The sequence below is a fragment of the Thiomicrorhabdus heinhorstiae genome, assembly GCF_013391765.2.
Taxonomy (GTDB): Bacteria; Pseudomonadota; Gammaproteobacteria; order Thiomicrospirales; family Thiomicrospiraceae; genus Thiomicrorhabdus; species Thiomicrorhabdus heinhorstiae.
Window position 1 is genome coordinate 1 of sequence record NZ_JACBGI020000007.1, and the last position, 16,719, is coordinate 16,719.

At 52.4% G+C, this 16,719-nt stretch carries 12 protein-coding genes; 7 read left to right on the forward strand and 5 right to left on the reverse strand.

The genetic code is table 11. The features are described 5' to 3' along the window. Window positions 1-88: 88 nt before the first annotated feature. From H8792_RS05380 to H8792_RS05410, 7 genes are read left to right on the forward strand one after another with little or no spacing between them, the layout of a single operon-like run. Window positions 89-1,900: an assimilatory sulfite reductase (NADPH) flavoprotein subunit gene (locus H8792_RS05380; RefSeq protein WP_185977917.1), complete on the forward strand. Its 1,812-nt coding sequence runs from the start codon at window positions 89-91 to the stop codon at window positions 1,898-1,900. Beyond that, window positions 1,900-3,591: an assimilatory sulfite reductase (NADPH) hemoprotein subunit gene (gene cysI / locus H8792_RS05385; RefSeq protein ID WP_185977918.1), complete on the forward strand. Its 1,692-nt coding sequence runs from the start codon at window positions 1,900-1,902 to the stop codon at window positions 3,589-3,591. Before H8792_RS05380 ends, cysI begins: the two co-directional genes overlap by 1 nt. A 10-nt stretch (window positions 3,592-3,601) precedes the next feature. After that, window positions 3,602-5,026 (forward strand): siroheme synthase CysG, encoded by a 1,425-nt coding sequence (gene cysG, locus H8792_RS05390; protein WP_185977999.1) that lies wholly within the window; start codon window positions 3,602-3,604, stop codon window positions 5,024-5,026. Further along, window positions 5,004-5,894: a sulfate adenylyltransferase subunit CysD gene (gene cysD, locus H8792_RS05395; protein ID WP_185977919.1), complete on the forward strand. Its 891-nt coding sequence runs from the start codon at window positions 5,004-5,006 to the stop codon at window positions 5,892-5,894. Before cysG ends, cysD begins: the two co-directional genes overlap by 23 nt. Beyond that, on the forward strand, window positions 5,894-7,297 hold the full coding sequence (gene cysN / locus H8792_RS05400) for a sulfate adenylyltransferase subunit CysN (protein ID WP_185977920.1): 1,404 nt from the start codon (window positions 5,894-5,896) through the stop codon (window positions 7,295-7,297). Before cysD ends, cysN begins: the two co-directional genes overlap by 1 nt. Beyond that, window positions 7,290-9,053, forward strand: coding sequence for an SLC13 family permease (locus H8792_RS05405; protein WP_228766966.1), 1,764 nt, complete (start codon window positions 7,290-7,292; stop codon window positions 9,051-9,053). The genes cysN and H8792_RS05405 overlap by 8 nt, the downstream gene beginning before the upstream one ends. 15 nt (window positions 9,054-9,068) lie before the next feature. Beyond that, a complete protein-coding gene (locus H8792_RS05410; protein WP_185977921.1) occupies window positions 9,069-9,782 on the forward strand; it encodes a phosphoadenylyl-sulfate reductase in 714 nt (237 codons plus the stop codon). Window positions 9,783-9,814: 32 nt separating this feature from the next. Here H8792_RS05410 and H8792_RS05415 read toward each other — a convergent pair whose 3' ends face one another. The 5 genes from H8792_RS05415 to H8792_RS05435 are packed head-to-tail and all read right to left on the reverse strand — an operon-like array spanning window position 9,815 to window position 16,706. Continuing rightward, entirely contained in the window at window positions 9,815-11,263 is a 1,449-nt protein-coding gene (locus tag H8792_RS05415; RefSeq protein ID WP_185977922.1) for a nickel-dependent hydrogenase large subunit, read from the reverse strand. After that, complete coding sequence (locus H8792_RS05420) at window positions 11,260-12,252, reverse strand: NADH-quinone oxidoreductase subunit B family protein (RefSeq protein ID WP_029939060.1); 993 nt, start codon at window positions 12,250-12,252, stop codon at window positions 11,260-11,262. The genes H8792_RS05415 and H8792_RS05420 overlap by 4 nt, the downstream gene beginning before the upstream one ends. A gap of 2 nt (window positions 12,253-12,254) precedes the next feature. Continuing rightward, complete coding sequence (locus tag H8792_RS05425) at window positions 12,255-13,622, reverse strand: ATP-binding protein (protein ID WP_185977923.1); 1,368 nt, start codon at window positions 13,620-13,622, stop codon at window positions 12,255-12,257. 4 nt (window positions 13,623-13,626) lie between these two features. Then, a complete protein-coding gene (gene hypF / locus H8792_RS05430; protein WP_029939058.1) occupies window positions 13,627-16,074 on the reverse strand; it encodes a carbamoyltransferase HypF in 2,448 nt (815 codons plus the stop codon). Between the two features lie 20 nt (window positions 16,075-16,094). After that, window positions 16,095-16,706, reverse strand: a complete 612-nt coding sequence (locus H8792_RS05435; protein WP_185977924.1) for a thioredoxin family protein — start codon at window positions 16,704-16,706, stop codon at window positions 16,095-16,097. Between the last annotated feature and the right edge of the window lie 13 nt (window positions 16,707-16,719).

Below are 16,719 nucleotides of genomic sequence, written 5' to 3' on the forward strand. Positions count from 1 at the left end.
ATATATATCATTTTATTTAATATTTAATAGAAAGTAATCTGTGTCACTTCAAACTGGAACAACCATTATTTTTTAGGATACACAGGTTATGTCAAATTACACGGACCCGGCTTTATTACTATTTGAGCCGCACGAGAGAGACGGGATTGAAAAACTGGTGAATGGGGCTTCTCCTTTCAAACTGGCATGGTTAAGCGGTTATTTGGCCGCCAGAGGATGGGATGGCTTCAAGCAGGAAAATTTGCCTTCTATGGCGGCTGAAAAATCGTCGGTTTCCGACATGCAACCGGTGAGAATCCTGTTTGCTTCGCAAACCGGAAACGCTCAAAGCCTAGCGGAGCAGCTGCATAACAGCCTGTGTCAAGCTGGCCTGTCAGCGGAATTGACAAACATATCCGATTTCAAACCGAGCCAGTTGAAAGAAGAGAGCAGGCTGGTACTGATCACATCCACTCAGGGCGAAGGCGAACCGCCGGAATCGGCGGAAAGCTTTTTCAAACTTCTGTCCGGCAAACGTGCGCCGGATTTAAAGCATCTGTCTTTTGCGGTATTGGGTTTGGGAGACCGTTCTTACGAATTCTTTTGCCAGGCTGCGATTGACGCCGATCGACATTTTTCCGATCTGGGCGGCAAGGCATTTTTGCCTGTTCAGGCGCTGGATGTTGATTATGAACAGGAGGCAAACGCCTGGAGTGAGCAGCTGGTGAGCGTTTTGAAGGCGCAACAGCCAGAGGAATCTTCCTTTGCGATCGCTTCGGATCAGAATGTGCCTGCAAGCGCAGAGTACGGCAAACAGACGCCGTTCAAGGCGCAGCTGCTGGTGAATCAGGCCATTACGTCACTGGGTTCCGCCAAGGATATTCGCCATTATGAAATTTCTTTAGAGACTTCCGGAATTCAGTATCAGCCGGGCGATGTTCTGGGGGTTTATTTCCGGAACAATGCGGCTTCGGTGGACGAGTTGCTGAAAACCCTCTCTTTGAAAGGGACAGAAACGGTGCAACTTGATGGAGAGGCGATCGAACTGCGGCACGCATTGCTTGAAAAATTCGAACTGACACAGAGTTATCCGAAGTTTGCCAAGGCTTACGCCGAACACTCCAATCAGACGCAAAGGACAAGCCCGTTACGGGAGAACGTTGCGGACGCCGTAGCTTTGAGAGCCTATCTGGCGGAACGGCAGATCTATGACATTGTTGCCGAATTCCCGTGCCAGCTGGAGGCACAGGATTTGGCGGACATGTTGCGTAAGCAGCAACCGCGTTTTTACTCGATTGCTTCGGCGCAGTCGGAAGTCGGTGAAGAAGTGCATTTGACGGTCCGTACCGTGGAATATGACGCTTTCGGCAGTACGCATTACGGTGGCGCCAGCGGTTGCCTCGCCTCTCTCAAAGAGGGCGACGACATTCGCGTGTTTGTCCAGCCTTCGGAATTCAAGTTGCCGAAAGACCCTCAAACGCCGGTGATTATGGTCGGTCCGGGAACCGGTATCGCTCCTTTCCGCAGCTTTTTGCAGCATCGCGAGCAGGCCGGGGCTCAGGGAGAAAACTGGCTGTTTTTCGGCAATAGCCGTTTTTGCGAGGATTTTCTCTATCAGCAGGAGTGGCAGGAATGGCTGCGCAGTGGGCTGCTAACTCGAATGAATACCGCTTTCAGCAGAGATCAGGCGACGCGGATTTATGTTCAGCATCGTTTGAAAGAAGAAGGCAAAACACTTTTTGAATGGCTGCAGCGCGGAGCCTTTATCTATGTGTGCGGCGATGCTTCGCGCATGGCAAAGGATGTCCATCAGGCTCTGATCGATGTGATTGCCGAACATGGAAACCGCAGCTCGGAACAGGCCGAGGCTTACCTTGACCAGTTAAAACAGGAAAAACGCTACCAGAAGGACGTGTATTGATGACTCAATTAAGCGATAACGAACGTATCAAAAGCGAATCGAATTATTTACGCGGCACAATTGCCGAGGCGCTGAACAGTCAAGTGACGGGAGCCTTTTCGGAAGACGATCAGCAGTTGATCAAGTTTCATGGTTTCTATCAGCAGGATGACCGAGATCTGCGCAAGGATCGCAAAGAACGCAAACTGGAGCCGCTTTATTCGGCCATGCTGCGGGTGCGGATTCCCGGCGGAATCGTTTCTCCGAAGCAGTGGCTGGCGGCCAATGAACTGGCGCTGAAGCTGACCGAAAGAGGCACCTTGCGTCTGACGACACGCCAGACGTTTCAATATCACGGCATTTTAAAACGCAATATCAAACCGTTGATTCAGGGGCTGGACAAGATCATGCTGGATTCCATCGCTGCCTGCGGCGACGTGAATCGTCAGGTTTTGTGCAATCCGAACCCTGTCGAGTCGCGTCTGCATCACGAGGCTTATGCCTATGCAGTGCAGATTTCCGAGCATTTGCTGCCATCGACCCGGGCCTATTATCAGATCTGGATGGATGAACCGAATCGGTCCGGCGCTGAGGACCGGGAACCGATCTATGGCAAAACGTACCTGCCGCGCAAGTTCAAGATTGCCGTTGCGGTTCCGCCGCACAATGACGTCGATGTGCATGCCAACGATCTGAGTTTTGTCGCAATTGCCGAACAAGGCGAGTTGATCGGTTTCAATGTCCTTGTCGGCGGCGGCATGGGCAGCACGCATGGGGATAAACAAACCTATCCGCGCATGGCTTCGAATCTCGGTTTTATCCGCAAGGAACAGGTGCTGGACGTCGCGACGGCAGTGGTTACGGCGCAGCGCGATCACGGTAATCGCAGTGAACGGCGTTTTGCGCGCCTGAAATATACCGTTGATCGTCTGGGAGTGGATGTTTTCAGGCAAGAGGTTGAAAGCCGTTGCGGAGTGGTCTTTGCAGAAGGTCGCCCTTACGAATTTACTCGGCATACGGATCGTTTCGGGTGGGTTGACGGGATGGATGGTTTGCGGCATTTGACGCTGTTTATCCCAAACGGACGGATCAAGGACGGCGAACCTGGTCGCTTGCAAGCCGGCTTGGCGGAAATTGCCAAAATTCATCAGGGGGATTTCCGGATCACCGCCAGTCAGAATTTGATTATTGCCCGGGTGCCGAAAGCCGAGTGCGCGCGTATCGAAGCGCTTGCCCGCGAATATGGATTGCTTAAGGATGGGCTGGCACCCCAGCATCTGCATTCCATGGCGTGTGTTGCTTTGCCGACCTGCACGCTGGCAATGGCCGAAGCCGAGCGTTATCTGGGAAGTTTCGTCGAGAAGTTCATCACACTGCAGCGAAAACACCAACTTGAATCTCAACCGATCGTTCTGCGCATCACCGGTTGCCCTAATGGTTGCGCTCGCCCGTTTCTGGCAGAAATTGCTCTGGTCGGTAAGGTTCCGGGGCGTTACAACCTGTATCTGGGCGGCGATGGTAAAGGAACCCGTTTGAATAAGCTGTACCGGGAAAACATCACCGAAAAGCAGATTTTGGCGCTGCTTGACGCATTGCTCGGAGCCTATGCAGCGGAAAGGATGAACGATGAAGCATTTGGTGATTTTGTGATTCGTGCGGGGCATATCAAGGCCACGCTCGAAGGACGTGATTTTCACGATCACCTGTCTTAAGGAAGCGATGATGGACTATTTGCCGATTTTTGTCGATTTGCAACGCCAGCCGGTATTGGTGATTGGCGGGGGCGACGTTGCCTTGCGAAAAATTCGTTTATTACGTCAGGCGGGGGCGCAGATCAATCTGGTTGCACCGCAATTGTGTCCCGATCTGGAAATCCTCTGTTCCGAAAAGGAATTGGTGTGGTTTCAGGGAGATTTTCATCCCGATCAGCTTGCCGGCATGCGCCTGGTGATCGCCGCTACGGATCTGAACAGCGTCAATCGGCAGGTTTTTCTCGCTGCCGAATTACAGGGCGTTCCGGTGAATGTGGTGGACGATGCCGAACTGTGCCGTTTTATTTTCCCGGCAATCGTCGATCGCAGTCCGCTGATGCTGGCGGTTTCCAGCGGAGGTAATGCTCCGGTGCTGGCTCGTCAGACTCGTGAGCAACTGGAGCGGATGTTACCGCAAAGTCTGTCCGGGCTCGGTCGCTTGGCGCAGCATAACCGAAGCCGGGTGAAATCGGCTTTGCCGGATGTCGGGCAACGGCGGGCTTTTTGGGAACAGACGTTTCGGGGCGAGATCGCTCGTCGAGTGGAAAGCAACGATCAGGAGGGCGCACAGAAGCTTTTGGATCACAAGCTGCAGGCATTTGCAGCGGATCGGGGTTGTGTCTCACTGGTCGGCGCCGGGCCGGGTGATCCTGAGCTGCTGACCATTAAGGCTCTGCAGGCGATGCAGCAAGCGGATGTGATTGTCCATGACGGTCTGGTTTCAGCGGAGATTTTGGAGCTGGCACGCCGTGATGCCGAGCGTATCTGCGTGGCCAAAAAGGCCGGCTGTCATTCGATGTCGCAGGAAGAAATCAACCGGTTATTGATTCATCTGGCGCAGCAAGGATTGTCGGTCTGCCGTCTGAAGGGCGGTGATCCGTTTATTTTCGGGCGCGGCGGAGAGGAATGTGAAGCTTTAAAAGCGGCCGGTATTGATTATCGGATTGTCCCGGGAATCAGTGCAGCGGTCGGATGCGCCGCTTATGCCGGTATTCCACTGACACATCGCGATTATTCGCGGACGGTTCAGCTGGTAACCGGGCATTGCAAGCCGGGCAGCGAAACTCCGGATTGGCGCGCTTTGGCTCAATCCGGTCAGACGCTGGTGATCTATATGGGATTGATTCGGAGTTCGGACATTCGTGACGGACTCCTGCAGTTCGGTCGTGAAAAGCAGACGCCGGTGGCGATTATCGAAAATGGCACTTTGCCGCAACAGAAGGTGGTTCTGACCTGTTTGGAAGAACTGACCCGCACGGTTGAAGCGGAACAGATCAAGAGCCCGGCTTTGCTGATTGTCGGCGAAGTGTGCGCTCTGGCGGAAAAGCTCGCCTGGCGGGGCACATCGCATGAATTAAACAAGGATATGGAAAATGACGCACTTAGAACAGCTTGAAGCAGAAAGCATTCATATTTTGAGAGAAGTCGCCGCGGAGTTTAAAAAACCGGTGATGTTGTATTCGATCGGCAAGGATTCTTCGGTTTTGCTGCATCTGGCCCGCAAAGCATTTTATCCGGGGAACATTCCGTTTCCGTTATTGCATGTCGATACGGACTGGAAATTTCGGGAGATGATCGAATTTCGCGATCGTCAGGCTGAAAAACACGGTTTTGATTTGCTGATTTATCAAAATCCGCAGGGGCTGGAAATCGGTATAAACCCGTTTGTTCACGGCAGTTCGAAGCATACCGATCTGATGAAAACCCAGGCATTGAAGCAGGCTTTGTCGCTGCATGGCTTTGATGCGGCGATCGGTGGAGCCCGCCGAGACGAAGAGAAGTCGAGAGCCAAGGAGCGTATTTATTCGTTTCGCGATCGGCACCATCGCTGGGAACCGAAGGCGCAACGTCCGGAATTGTGGAATATCTACAACGGAGCGCTTGATGAAGGGGAAAGCATTCGCGCGTTTCCTTTGTCCAACTGGACCGAGCTGGACATCTGGCTGTATATCCTGCAGGAACAGATTGAACTGGTTCCTCTGTATTTTGCCAAGCCGCGTCCAGTGGTTCGTCGCGATGGCATGTGGATCATGCGCGACGATGAACGCCTGCCATTGCAGGCAGACGAAGAACCGGAAGAAAAATGGGTTCGATTTCGTACCCTGGGCTGTTATCCGCTGACCGGAGCCATAGAGTCGCGGGCAACGACTTTGGAGGATGTCGTGGCGGAAACGGTGGGAGCGACGACTTCGGAGCGGCAGGGACGGGCGATCGATCAGGATCAATCCGGAATGGAACAGAAAAAACGGGAGGGCTATTTCTAATGAACGAATCACAGGCAATCGATATCCGGGATTATCTGCAACAGCATCGCAGTAAGTCGCTGATGCGCTTACTTATTTGCGGAAGTGTCGATGACGGAAAAAGCACGCTTCTTGGCCGTTTGCTGTTTGACAGCCATCAGCTGTATGAAGATCAGCTGCAGGGGCTGCATCACGATGTGAAAGGCACAAATGCCGAAGGCGATCTGGAGCTGGCGATGCTGGTTGATGGCTTGCAGGCCGAGCGTGAGCAAGGGATTACCATCGATGTTGCGTACCGCTTTTTCTCAACCGACAAATGTAAATTCATTATTGCCGATACGCCGGGGCATGAGCAGTACACTCGAAACATGGTGACGGGCGCTTCGACTGCCGAAGCGGCGATTTTATTGGTGGATGCGCGTTATGGCGTGCAGCGCCAGACCCGCCGCCATGCTTTTATCTGCCATGCGCTGGGTATCCGGAACTGGATTGTCGCCATTAATAAAATGGATCTGGTGAACTACGACGAGCAGGTGTTCGATGCGATTCAAAGAGAACTGAAGACAATCGCCCTAACGCTGGGAGGCGTCAGCAGTTACTCGATTCCGGTATCGGCCTTGAAAGGCGAGAATACGTTGGAAAAAAGCGACAAAATGCCCTGGTATCAAGGGGAAGCGCTTTTGCCGTATCTGGAAAATCTCTCGGTTGAAGCTCTGTCTGAAGCGGCTCCGAACCGTTTCTGCGTGCAGTGGGTGAATCGACCGAATGCTGATTTTCGCGGCTACAGCGGTACGGTGCAATCCGGTTGCCTGCAGCTGGGTCAGTCGGTGAAAATCTATCCGGGAGAGCAACGTTCGTACATCAAACGTCTGGTGACTTTCGATGGCGATCTTGACGCCGCGGAAGCCGGTCAGGCCGTTACCGTCGTTTTACAGGATGAACGCGATATCAGTCGCGGAGACTGGATCATTCCGGAAACCGAAGAGGTCGGGTTTTCAAACCGCTTTGATGCGCATCTGGTCTGGTTTGACGAGCAGGCAATGCAGGAAGGACAGAGCTTCTATATTAAGTTTGCCGCCCGTCAGACCGAGGCTTGCGTGAGCAAAGTCGATCACAAGATCGATATCAATCGATATGAAAGAGAGCCGGCGTCGGGATTACAGATGAATGAAATCGGTCTGGTTTCTATCGAATTGGCCGAATCGACCTTGCTGGATTGTTATCGGAAAGGCATCGGAGCTTTTATTTTGATCGATCGCTTCAGCAATGCGACGGTTGCTGCGGGGATGATTCGCGAAATTCAGCAGGAAAAGCAACAGCGGTTTTCCGATTTTGAATTGGAACTGAATGCTCTGATGCGCAAGCATTTTCCGCATTGGCATATTCGTGACCTGCCGAGATCGGCGGGTGAATCCGATGATTGAGTGGCAGGCGGGACTGACTCTCGGCATGGTTATTCTGGTGTTACTGGCGATGGCCGTGACGAATATTGCCGCCGACGTATTGATGATGTTCGCGCTGTGTGTACTGCTGGTCAGCGGAATTTTGAGCCCGGTGGAAGCCTTTGCAGGGTTTGCTAACCCCGGAGTAATGACAATCGCACTGCTGTACGTGGTTGCTGCGGGTTTAAGAGAAACCGGTGCCGTTTACTGGCTCGGGCACTGGTTGTTGGGGCGGCCGGCTTCCCAGCGTGGAGCCATCGGCAATATGATCGTTCCGATCGCGGGTCTGAGCGGGTTGATGAATAACACCGCCATCGTGTCGATTTTCATTCCGGTGATTCAGCAGTGGGCGGTCAGATTGCGTATTTCTCCTTCGCAGTTGTTAATGCCTTTGAGTTTTCTGGCGATTATGGGCGGCAGCCTGACGCTGATCGGGACCAGCACTAATCTGGTCGTGGACGGGTTGTTGCAGGCCGACAAGCATTTTTCTCTGGGGATGTTTGACATTGCCTGGGTCGGATTGCCGACCTTGGTGATCGGCAGTCTGTTTCTGTGGCTCTTTTCCGGCAAGCTTTTGCCCAAGCGTAAAAATCCGATTGCCATGCCCGCGGATGCGCGGCTTTATCAGGTTCGGGTTGAGATATTGCCGTCGGCGCCCTGTATCGGCAAACCTCTGGCTCTGACCGATCTGAAGCATTTGCAGCATGGGAAGTGGCAGGGGATTCAGCGCAACAGAGAGTGGATTTCCGAAGACCCGGAACAGGTGATTCTACAGGCCGGTGATGTTTTATGGTTGAAAGGTCACCCGCTTGCGAGTCAGAGGTTGCGTCAATATCCCGGGCTGAAACTGCTTGGCGAAGCACCGACGCCACTTTCGGCGCCGCATACCAGTTTGATTGAGGTGATTCTGAGTTCGGATTTTCCGGGATTGGGTGAACCCTTGAAAACACTGAAATTCTGGGAGCGATACCAGGCTCGGGTTTTGGCGATTTCCCGGGGCGGCAATCACCTGACTCAAGAACTGGATGAAGTGAAATTGGCGTTGGGGGATGCCATGCTGCTGGAAGCCGGGTCGAGTTTTGTCGAGCAGTATCGTTTCCGCAAAGATTTCCTTCTGGTCAGCACTTTGGCCGACGAGCCGCCGCCGAACTTTCGCAAAGCGCCGTGGGCGATGAGTATTTTGTTTTTGATGCTCTTGTTGACGGCGTTTTCTTTTGTACCGATGCTGGAGGCTGCGCTTCTGGCTGCTGGAGCAATGCTTGCCAGTGGTTGCGTGAACATTGTCAAAGCGCGTCGTTATGTGGATTTGATGACGTTGATTACGATTGCCGCTTCTTTCGCCCTGGCGGTGGCGATGTCGAAAACCGGCGTCAGCCAGTGGCTGGTTGAATCGCTGCTTGGGATCGTTGGTGCGACGCCGTTGCTGGCATTGGTTCTGATTTATCTGATCACGGCGCTTTTGACCGAACTGGTGACCAACAACGCGGCGGCCGTGTTGATGTTTTCGGTGTCCACCGAGCTGGCCGGTCAGCTGGGGGTCAGTTTTCTGCCTTTTGTGATCGCCGTCATGATGGCGGCTTCGGCGAGTTTTCTGACGCCGATCGGCTATCAGACCAATCTGATGGTGGCAGGTCCCGGAGGCTATCGGTTAGTGGATTTTCTGCGTCTGGGCATCCCGTTGAATTTAATTTGTGCAACCGTGTCGCTGGCGGTCATTCCGCTAGTCTGGCCGTTTTAACAAGGAGTTTGAAGAATGTTTAAGGAATTAAAACAAGCTTTGGAAGTTTTGGAAGCCGATGATATTGAGGGCTATCTCACGCAACTTTGCCGTTTGACGGAAGGGCAAAAAATCGTGTTTTCCAGTAGTCTGGGGCTGGAGGATCAGCTGATTACCCATGTGATTTTCCGTTGTGAATTACCGATTGAAGTTTTCACATTGGACACAGGCCGTCTTTTTGCGGAAACCGAGGCATTGATTGCGGCGACGGAGGCGCATTACCAACGCAGGATTTTGCGTTTTGCTCCGCAACCCGATGCGGCAAAGAGCTATGTGGAAGCGTATGGCATGAACGGCTTCTACCATTCGGTCGAGAATCGCAAGTTATGCTGTCATATTCGTAAGGTCGAACCCTTAAATCGGGCTTTAAGTGGAGCGGCGGTCTGGATCACCGGCCTGCGCAGCGAACAATCTCCATTCCGTCAGGGGGTGCCGTTGCTGGAAGAGGATTTGGAGCGCGGGTTGATCAAGTTCAATCCTTTGTTGGCCTGGACATCGCAGCAGGTAAGAGCTTATATCGATGCACAGGGTATTCCTTATAATCCTCTCCACGACAAAGGATTTCCGAGTATCGGCTGTGAACCCTGCACACGAGCGATCAAACCGGGAGAAAACGAACGCGCCGGCCGTTGGTGGTGGGAGCAGCAGGATGCATTGCATCAGGAGTGCGGCCTCCATCTGCGCGAATGAATAGACTGGAAGTCAAGCCATTTCCATCATGACTAGTGAACAGTGCAAACCATACATGGGTCAAACGAACGCACGATATGCTGAACATTGACAGGATCAGTCTCTCCATCGTACAGCGGAGTGTTTTCCAAAGCTTTTTCTAGAGCGCCGGGCGTGTTTTGTTGATCTCTCGGGGAGAAATTCCAAGTGGTCGGGGCGATGATCTGGTAACTGTAAATTCGGTTGTTTTTGACTTCCAGCCAGTGACCGAGACTACCGCGGGCCGCTTCGATCAATCCTACGCCGCGCTGGTGAACAATGTCGCCCGGTTCGGTGAAAAAATGGCCGGTCTCTGAAAACCCCTGCTGCAACCAGGATTCCACCTGTACGGTCAGTTTAACCAGTTCAAGCGTTCGCGCCAGAATTCGTGAATAAACGCAGCTGCCGTAGCGTTGCATCAGGTTGAGAATCAATGGTTGCTTTGCCATCACTTGGCGGGCCAGCGAACCGGTTTCGGCGACTTCTCCTTTTAAGCGCGGAGCTTTGCACCAGCTGTAGGCATCCGGGTTGTCCAGATGAGGCGTTTGAGCCTGATGCCAAGGCGACGAATGGAGATCACCCTGATAGTTGGCATGACTGATGTCTTCCTGAATATGTGATGGATTCAGGAGCTGGAACTCGCCGTTGCGATAGACTCCAGAGGGGATCAGCCGTTGCCCGTCGGATTCGGGAAAGCTGCCGTAACTCATTAGCAAAGCATCGCTTTTACCCAGTTCGTGCAATGCCAGATCGGCGGCGATGGAGAGGAACAGTCCGAGATCGGAATCAGCGTGCTGCTGTTGCCAGCTTTGCAAATCCGTTTCGTTTTCCAGAGATAGGAAGTTTTCCAGCCGGTCATGGAGCAGAACGGTTTCCAGAAAATGGCGCAGCTTCTGCGCGTAGAGCAACATTTGCATGACTTCCGCATCGTTGAGCGATCGGCTGCAACCGCCGGGTTGAATGGCAAGGGTATGCGGCCAGTGGCCGGCAAGAGTCCCCATCATCTTCAACCAGTGGCTGCGCGCCTCTATTGCTCGGGCAGAGGAAAGTCCCTGCATGGCTTTGAAGCGTTTCTGACTTTCGGCAAACCATGGACGATCTTTGTAGATTCCTCGCGCAAAGTCGGGCATGAAAAACAGATAAAAGTGCGTCAGCAGATCGGCGGCGTTCTCGTTGGCGAGCATTAAATTGATCGCTCTCTGACCGTTTTCCGGCGGTGTGATGCCATAAATCTGGCTCAATGCCTGGGCAGCCGCGACCGATTGAGAAACCGAACAGATGCCGCAAATTCGGGGGGCGTACACTAGAGCATCGCTCGGTGGACGGCCTTGCAGCATGCTTTCAAAGCCTCTGAAAAGCGTGGAGTTCACGCGTGCGGAAGTCACTTTCTGTGCTTCGATTTCCAACTGAACTTCCAGATCGCCTTCAACCCGGTTAAAGGGCCCGACAAGAATCCGGCTCATAGTTTTTTCCTTTTGATTTCCGGGCTGATTTCAATGCGCTCGGCCGTTGCGTTGACTTTTAAGCGTTTCGGAGTGGCGGATTTTGCCAGAGTCGAGAGTGCAATGAACCAGGCTTTCGGCATATCGCTGGGCAATCCGACGGGAATATTACCGATTTTTGGTGTTTCCTGATAGGAGTGATTGAGGTGACCGAAATCCGGGGAGGTGCAATCCACACAGGGGTAACCGCCTTTGGTGCAGGAGCCGTTGCCGTTCCAGGGACGTTCGTTGCAGTCGGCATGCGCGACTGTGCCGACGCATCCCATATGTTCCATCATGCAGCCGAGATCGGAGGGTTTGACGGCGCTGGCCTTGTATTCGTAATATTCGTTTCTGGAACAGCCGTGATGCACCAGTTTATCGGCGTAGAAACGGGGGCGGTTGTAAGGATCAAGGTGTTCGGTTTTCAATTTCTGGAAACGGATTAGGCCGATGGTTTCGGCGACCCAGCCGGGATGAACCGGACATCCTGAAATGTTGATCACCGGCAGTCCGGCTCGACTTTTGAAGTTTGCCGGTAACAGGCTTCCGGCGAAATTCTGGTCGTATTGCAGCCCGGTTGCCTCGACGGTATTGGGCGGTGACGCCGTGATACCGCCGAAGGCGGCGCAGGTGCCGATGGCGAGAACATAATCGGCTTTTTCGCTCAAACGCTCGATCAACTCCTTGGCAGGTGTTTCGGTTCCGGCAAGCATATGAAAGCGTCCGCTGCCGTTCGGTCCCATGATAACCGACCCTTCAAGGCAAAAAATATCCAGTTTGATTTCGTCTTTCAACACGGCGTCGAGCATCGCCTGAGTTTCCGAACCGCTGTGTTCGGTCAGAGAGGGATGCCAGAGCCAATTGAGTTGCATGGATCGGGACCATTCGATCAGATCCATCTCTTCCAGACCGAGAAATGAGAGGGTGCAGCCGCTACAGCCGCCGGATTGGAACCAGAGAATATTCATGCTCAAGCCTCCTGGGCGTGATCGGAAGTCAGGGTTTGGATTTCTTCGCTATCGGCTAGGTTTTCGTCGCCGGGAAGCAGGATCTGGAAAGCGGCGCCGCCTTCCGGCCGGTTCCAGACATTGAGTTCGCCGTGCATGGATTGGATGAGTTGATGGCTGATGCTTAATCCCAAGCCGGTTCCTTCGCCGACATCCTTGTCGGTAAAGAAAGGGTCGAAAATTCGTTCGAGCTGTTCTTCCGGGATGCCGGGCCCGTTGTCTTCAATCAGAATTTCCACCCATTGCTGTTTTTTGTCGAGATGAACCGCGATCTGTTTGTTGAGTGGATCTGCAATTTTTTTGCTGCTCAGGGCGTCGAAAGCGTTTTGTACGATATTGATCACGACCTGTTGCAATGCTTGCGGATTACCGTGAATCCAGAGGTTCTCGGAAGCGGAAAAGGTGATGGTCGGCGAAGTGAGTTCCTTGCTGTTGGCCTGCACCCAATTCGTAGCGGTTTTCAGAATCGGTTTGATTTCGATGAGCTGGTTGGCTTTCTCCGAATGCGGCTGGCTGAAGGTTTTCAGGCTTTTGACGATATCGGCGATGTGCTTTAACGCTTGCTGCGAATCGGCAAACAGATCCGGGGTGTCTTCAAGAATCTCTTCAATCTCTTCGTTTGACGCACGAACAAAGGGTCTGACTTCGTCAAAATAGCTCTTTAACGACCATAGGTTGCCTTTCAATACGCTGATCGGGGTATTTAGCTCATGCGCCACACCGGATACCAGACGCCCGAGTGCAGCCATTTTTTCCGAGTGCACCATCTTTTCTTTGGTTTGGGCCAGTTCCTGGTGGGCTTTCTTGAGAGCCTCATAAGCCGTTAGCAGCTCTCCGATCGGCCTTGCGACGATCACTTTTCCTTTGAAGTCGCACTGATCCGGGTTCAGACAGCTGCAACTCATACTGATCGGGATGTTACCATGCAGAGTGTGTAGGCTGCCTTGTAAGTCCTGCAGACTGATGCCCTGCTTCAGTAGACTGTCTTTGATCGGTTGAGGTGTTTGAACGAAATCGAGTATCGAGTGGTGAATGACGCTGTCTTCGTTCAGGCCGGTTAATTCCAGAAAGGCGGGATTAACCTGCGTAATATTGTGTTCGTTGTCGATGACGATCAGCAAATCCGACATGGAGGAAACGATGCCGGAGATAAACTGGTGGGCCTGGTTAAGCGCCAGATTTTTTTCTTCGATTTCAGTCTGGTATTGCAGGGATTGGGTATAAGCCTCTTCCATTGCCTGTAAAACTTCCAGCCATTCACCTTCTTCGAAGGGAGAGGGTGCCGAAGACTTCAGGGATTCCGAATGAGCAGCTTGAACCAACTTTGTCATGGACTTATCCTAACACAGATTTACTCTGTTGCGCAGCGAGCGCACACAGCTGTCCGACCGCAATGGATTGGTCGTTTGCAGGCAGTCTCCGGTGGGTTAATAAAGTGATTTCCGGCGGTGTCATTTGCCTGAAAATCCAGATCAGCCAGCCATTTTGGCAAACGCCTCCGCTCAGAGCGATCAGTTCGAAAGGATGAGTGTTGCGCAACAGCAGGGCACTCTTGAGCAGAGCTTTGACCAGACCGAGATGGAAACGGGCCGAAACCTGGCTGGCGGATAGATGCTGATTCAAGTCTTTCAGTATTTGAGAAAGCAGAGATGCCGTGTCCAGAAGTTGCCGTCCGCTTTGCGGATCGGTTTCGACTTGCAGGACGTAGGCGTTTTCCCACTCTTGGCGGAGTAATTTTTCACTTAGCAGGCTTTCAAGCTGCATGGCGGCTTCGCCTTCGTAACTCATGCCGTCAAAACAGAGGTCGCAAACCGCTGCGACTGCGTCGAACAGACGGCCTGTCGACGAAGAAAGAGGACTGTTGAGCCCGGATTTTGACATGGAATCCAGTAAACCGGTCGGTTTAGCCTGCAGTTGCCGTAGACTCTGCACTTGCGGATAGCGCTGGATCAGGTTTCCCAAAGAGTCTTGAGTGCGAACGAGTGCATACAGATTCCTCCAGGGTTCTTTATTTGCTTTGTCTCCGCCTAGTAGCGGACGGGGAGCGAGATTGCCCAGACGAATGAAATGATCGTAGGTTCCGTAAAGAATTTCTCCGCCCCAAAATGTACCGTCTTCTCCGAATCCTAATCCGTCCAGAATAATTCCTAAAACTGGCGGAGAACCCAGTGGAATAGCGTTCTCAAACAGGCAGGCGTTCAGGTGGGCATGATGATGCTGAATTTCGGTTAGAGTCGCTGCCGGAGCATGTTTTTCCCTGTAGCGGAGGATTGCTTCTTTAACATAATACCCAGGATGTTTGTCGGTGATAATGTGCTCAGGTTTGAGTTGGTAAAGTTGTTGTAAATCCTGCAATGCCTCGCCGTAAGCTGTTTGGATATCGAAATTTTCCATGTCGCCGAGAAAATGCAAAAGAGTGATTTCGTTGCCTTTCTGAAAGGCGATGCTGTTTTTCAAATCGCCTCCTGATGCTAGGGTATTTAAAGAAGGAAAGCCTTCCGGCATCGTGAAGCGCAACGGGGCAAAACCGCGTGATTGGCGCAGGGCTTCGCAGTCATTTCCCTCAACCGAAGTTTTCATTACCGAATCTTCAAGACGGCGGATGATCGGGCGGTTGTGGGTCAATACTGCATCGGCGAGCTGAATAAGTTCGGCTTCCTTATCATCCCGGTAGATCTGCGGATGTCCGCTCAAATTGGCGGAGGTAAAAACCAGGAGTCTGTCGGGACAGGTCTTCGCCCATGTTGACATCAACATACTGTGTAAGGGGGTATTCGGAAGCATAATTCCCAAGCGTGACTGGTTCGGGGCAACCAGTTCCGATAGTTCGGAGGGGGGTAATTTTCCCAGTTTCGGCAAAAGGACAATCGGGGCTTGCGTCGAAGTCAGTCTCTCTTCGGCCGCTTTACTGACCTTTGCATAGCGTTTAACAACATCCATATCCGAAGCCATTAACGCAAAAGGCTTTTGAGGGCGGGATTTTCTTTGCCGAAGTGTTCGGCAAGCGGAGTCGTTGCCAGCATCACAGACCAGATGAAAACCTCCCAGCCCCTTGATTGCAAGGATCAGTCCTTTTGCCAGATAGTGGCAGACCTGTTCGATCATACGCCAGTTATCCGGTTGCGATAGGCCGTTTTCCTGCGTATGTGATGTTTCCGAGCTTGGATGGAATTGCGTTAATCTCAGCTGAGGGCCGCAGGCAGGACATGCGTTCGGTTGAGCATGGAAGCGTCGATCAGACGGGTTTTGATATTCCCTTTGGCAGACGGGACACATATTAAAACCGGCCATGCTTGTATATTCGCGATCGTACGGCATCGATCGGATAATCGAGTAACGGGGGCCGCAGTGAGTACAGTTGGTGAAGGGGTAGCCGTAACGACGGTTTTCGGGGTCAAAAACGTCCCGCAGGCAGGCGGAGCAGGTGGCGGCATCGGACAAAACGGCAGTTTGCATAAGTCCGGAACGGCTTTTTTGGATCGTAAAGTCGCTGCAAGCTTTTAGTTCGGCAAGTTCGCTGTGCGCAGCGTTTGGGTCGATCCATTCCCAGAGTACCCGGTCAACCTGTGCGAGAGCAGGAGCTTGTCCTCTGAGTGCTTCAACAAATTGCTTCTCGGCTTCGGGGTTGTTTTCTCTGTTAATTTTGAGAAGTATTTCCACGCCGGAAGCATTGTTCAGAACCCAGCCGTTATGACCAAACTGCTTGGCTAGCTGCCAGACAAATGGACGAAATCCGACTCCTTGAACCACTCCGGTAACGGTAATTTGCGCATAGGCATTCATTCACTCTTGTCCTGCCGACACTATTGCCGGGTATTTTGCATGGCTTCAATCATGCCTTTCACCGCTTGGGATTTTTCATCCTGTTGCAGATTTTCCGGAAGTTGTTCAATCAATTGCAATGCCGCCGGGATATTGTTCATCTGAACCAGAATTGCCAGCTCGACCAGCATGACTTCATCATCGCGCGGATGCTTCTGTCGAAAGACCTCGACCAGCTCCATTGCCATGTCGAACTGTTCGGAACTCAGCAGTAACTCAACCTGTTTCTGCAACAGGCTCAGGCGGTGCTGAGCTTCCGTCAGAACATGTGGTTCAATCAGGCGTTCAAATTGCTGTTTGTCCAGCAAACCTTTGGCCTGGGCAACGATCTGTTTCTGGTGAAAAATTTTAATATCCGGAATGGATTCGACTTTACAATGTTCCAGAATAGGTTCGATTTCCTGATCTTCGACATCCACAACCGCAATATGTAGGCGTTCTTCGTACTCGGGTGCAAGTTCGGTTAATGTCTGCAGAACGCTATCACATGGCACACATCCTTTTGCGGTGAAAAACACGGCTACCGGCGTATGCCAGGAGCTGGTTAAAACCGCCACATCAAAGTCTTTTACGGGTATTTTTTTCAGGCTCATAATCCATATAGCT

Coding starts and splice junctions, on each gene's coding strand:
- cysI (WP_185977918.1), top strand. CDS start 1,900: ATGACTCAATTAAGCGATAACGAACGTATCAAAAGCGAATCGAATTAT.
- cysD (WP_185977919.1), top strand. CDS start 5,004: ATGACGCACTTAGAACAGCTTGAAGCAGAAAGCATTCATATTTTGAGA.
- cysN (WP_185977920.1), top strand. CDS start 5,894: ATGAACGAATCACAGGCAATCGATATCCGGGATTATCTGCAACAGCAT.
- H8792_RS05435 (WP_185977924.1), bottom strand. CDS start 16,706: ATGAGCCTGAAAAAAATACCCGTAAAAGACTTTGATGTGGCGGTTTTA.
- H8792_RS05425 (WP_185977923.1), bottom strand. CDS start 13,622: ATGACAAAGTTGGTTCAAGCTGCTCATTCGGAATCCCTGAAGTCTTCG.
- H8792_RS05410 (WP_185977921.1), top strand. CDS start 9,069: ATGTTTAAGGAATTAAAACAAGCTTTGGAAGTTTTGGAAGCCGATGAT.
- H8792_RS05405 (WP_228766966.1), top strand. CDS start 7,290: ATGATTGAGTGGCAGGCGGGACTGACTCTCGGCATGGTTATTCTGGTG.
- H8792_RS05420 (WP_029939060.1), bottom strand. CDS start 12,252: ATGAATATTCTCTGGTTCCAATCCGGCGGCTGTAGCGGCTGCACCCTC.
- H8792_RS05415 (WP_185977922.1), bottom strand. CDS start 11,263: ATGAGCCGGATTCTTGTCGGGCCCTTTAACCGGGTTGAAGGCGATCTG.
- cysG (WP_185977999.1), top strand. CDS start 3,602: ATGGACTATTTGCCGATTTTTGTCGATTTGCAACGCCAGCCGGTATTG.
- H8792_RS05380 (WP_185977917.1), top strand. CDS start 89: ATGTCAAATTACACGGACCCGGCTTTATTACTATTTGAGCCGCACGAG.
- hypF (WP_029939058.1), bottom strand. CDS start 16,074: ATGAATGCCTATGCGCAAATTACCGTTACCGGAGTGGTTCAAGGAGTC.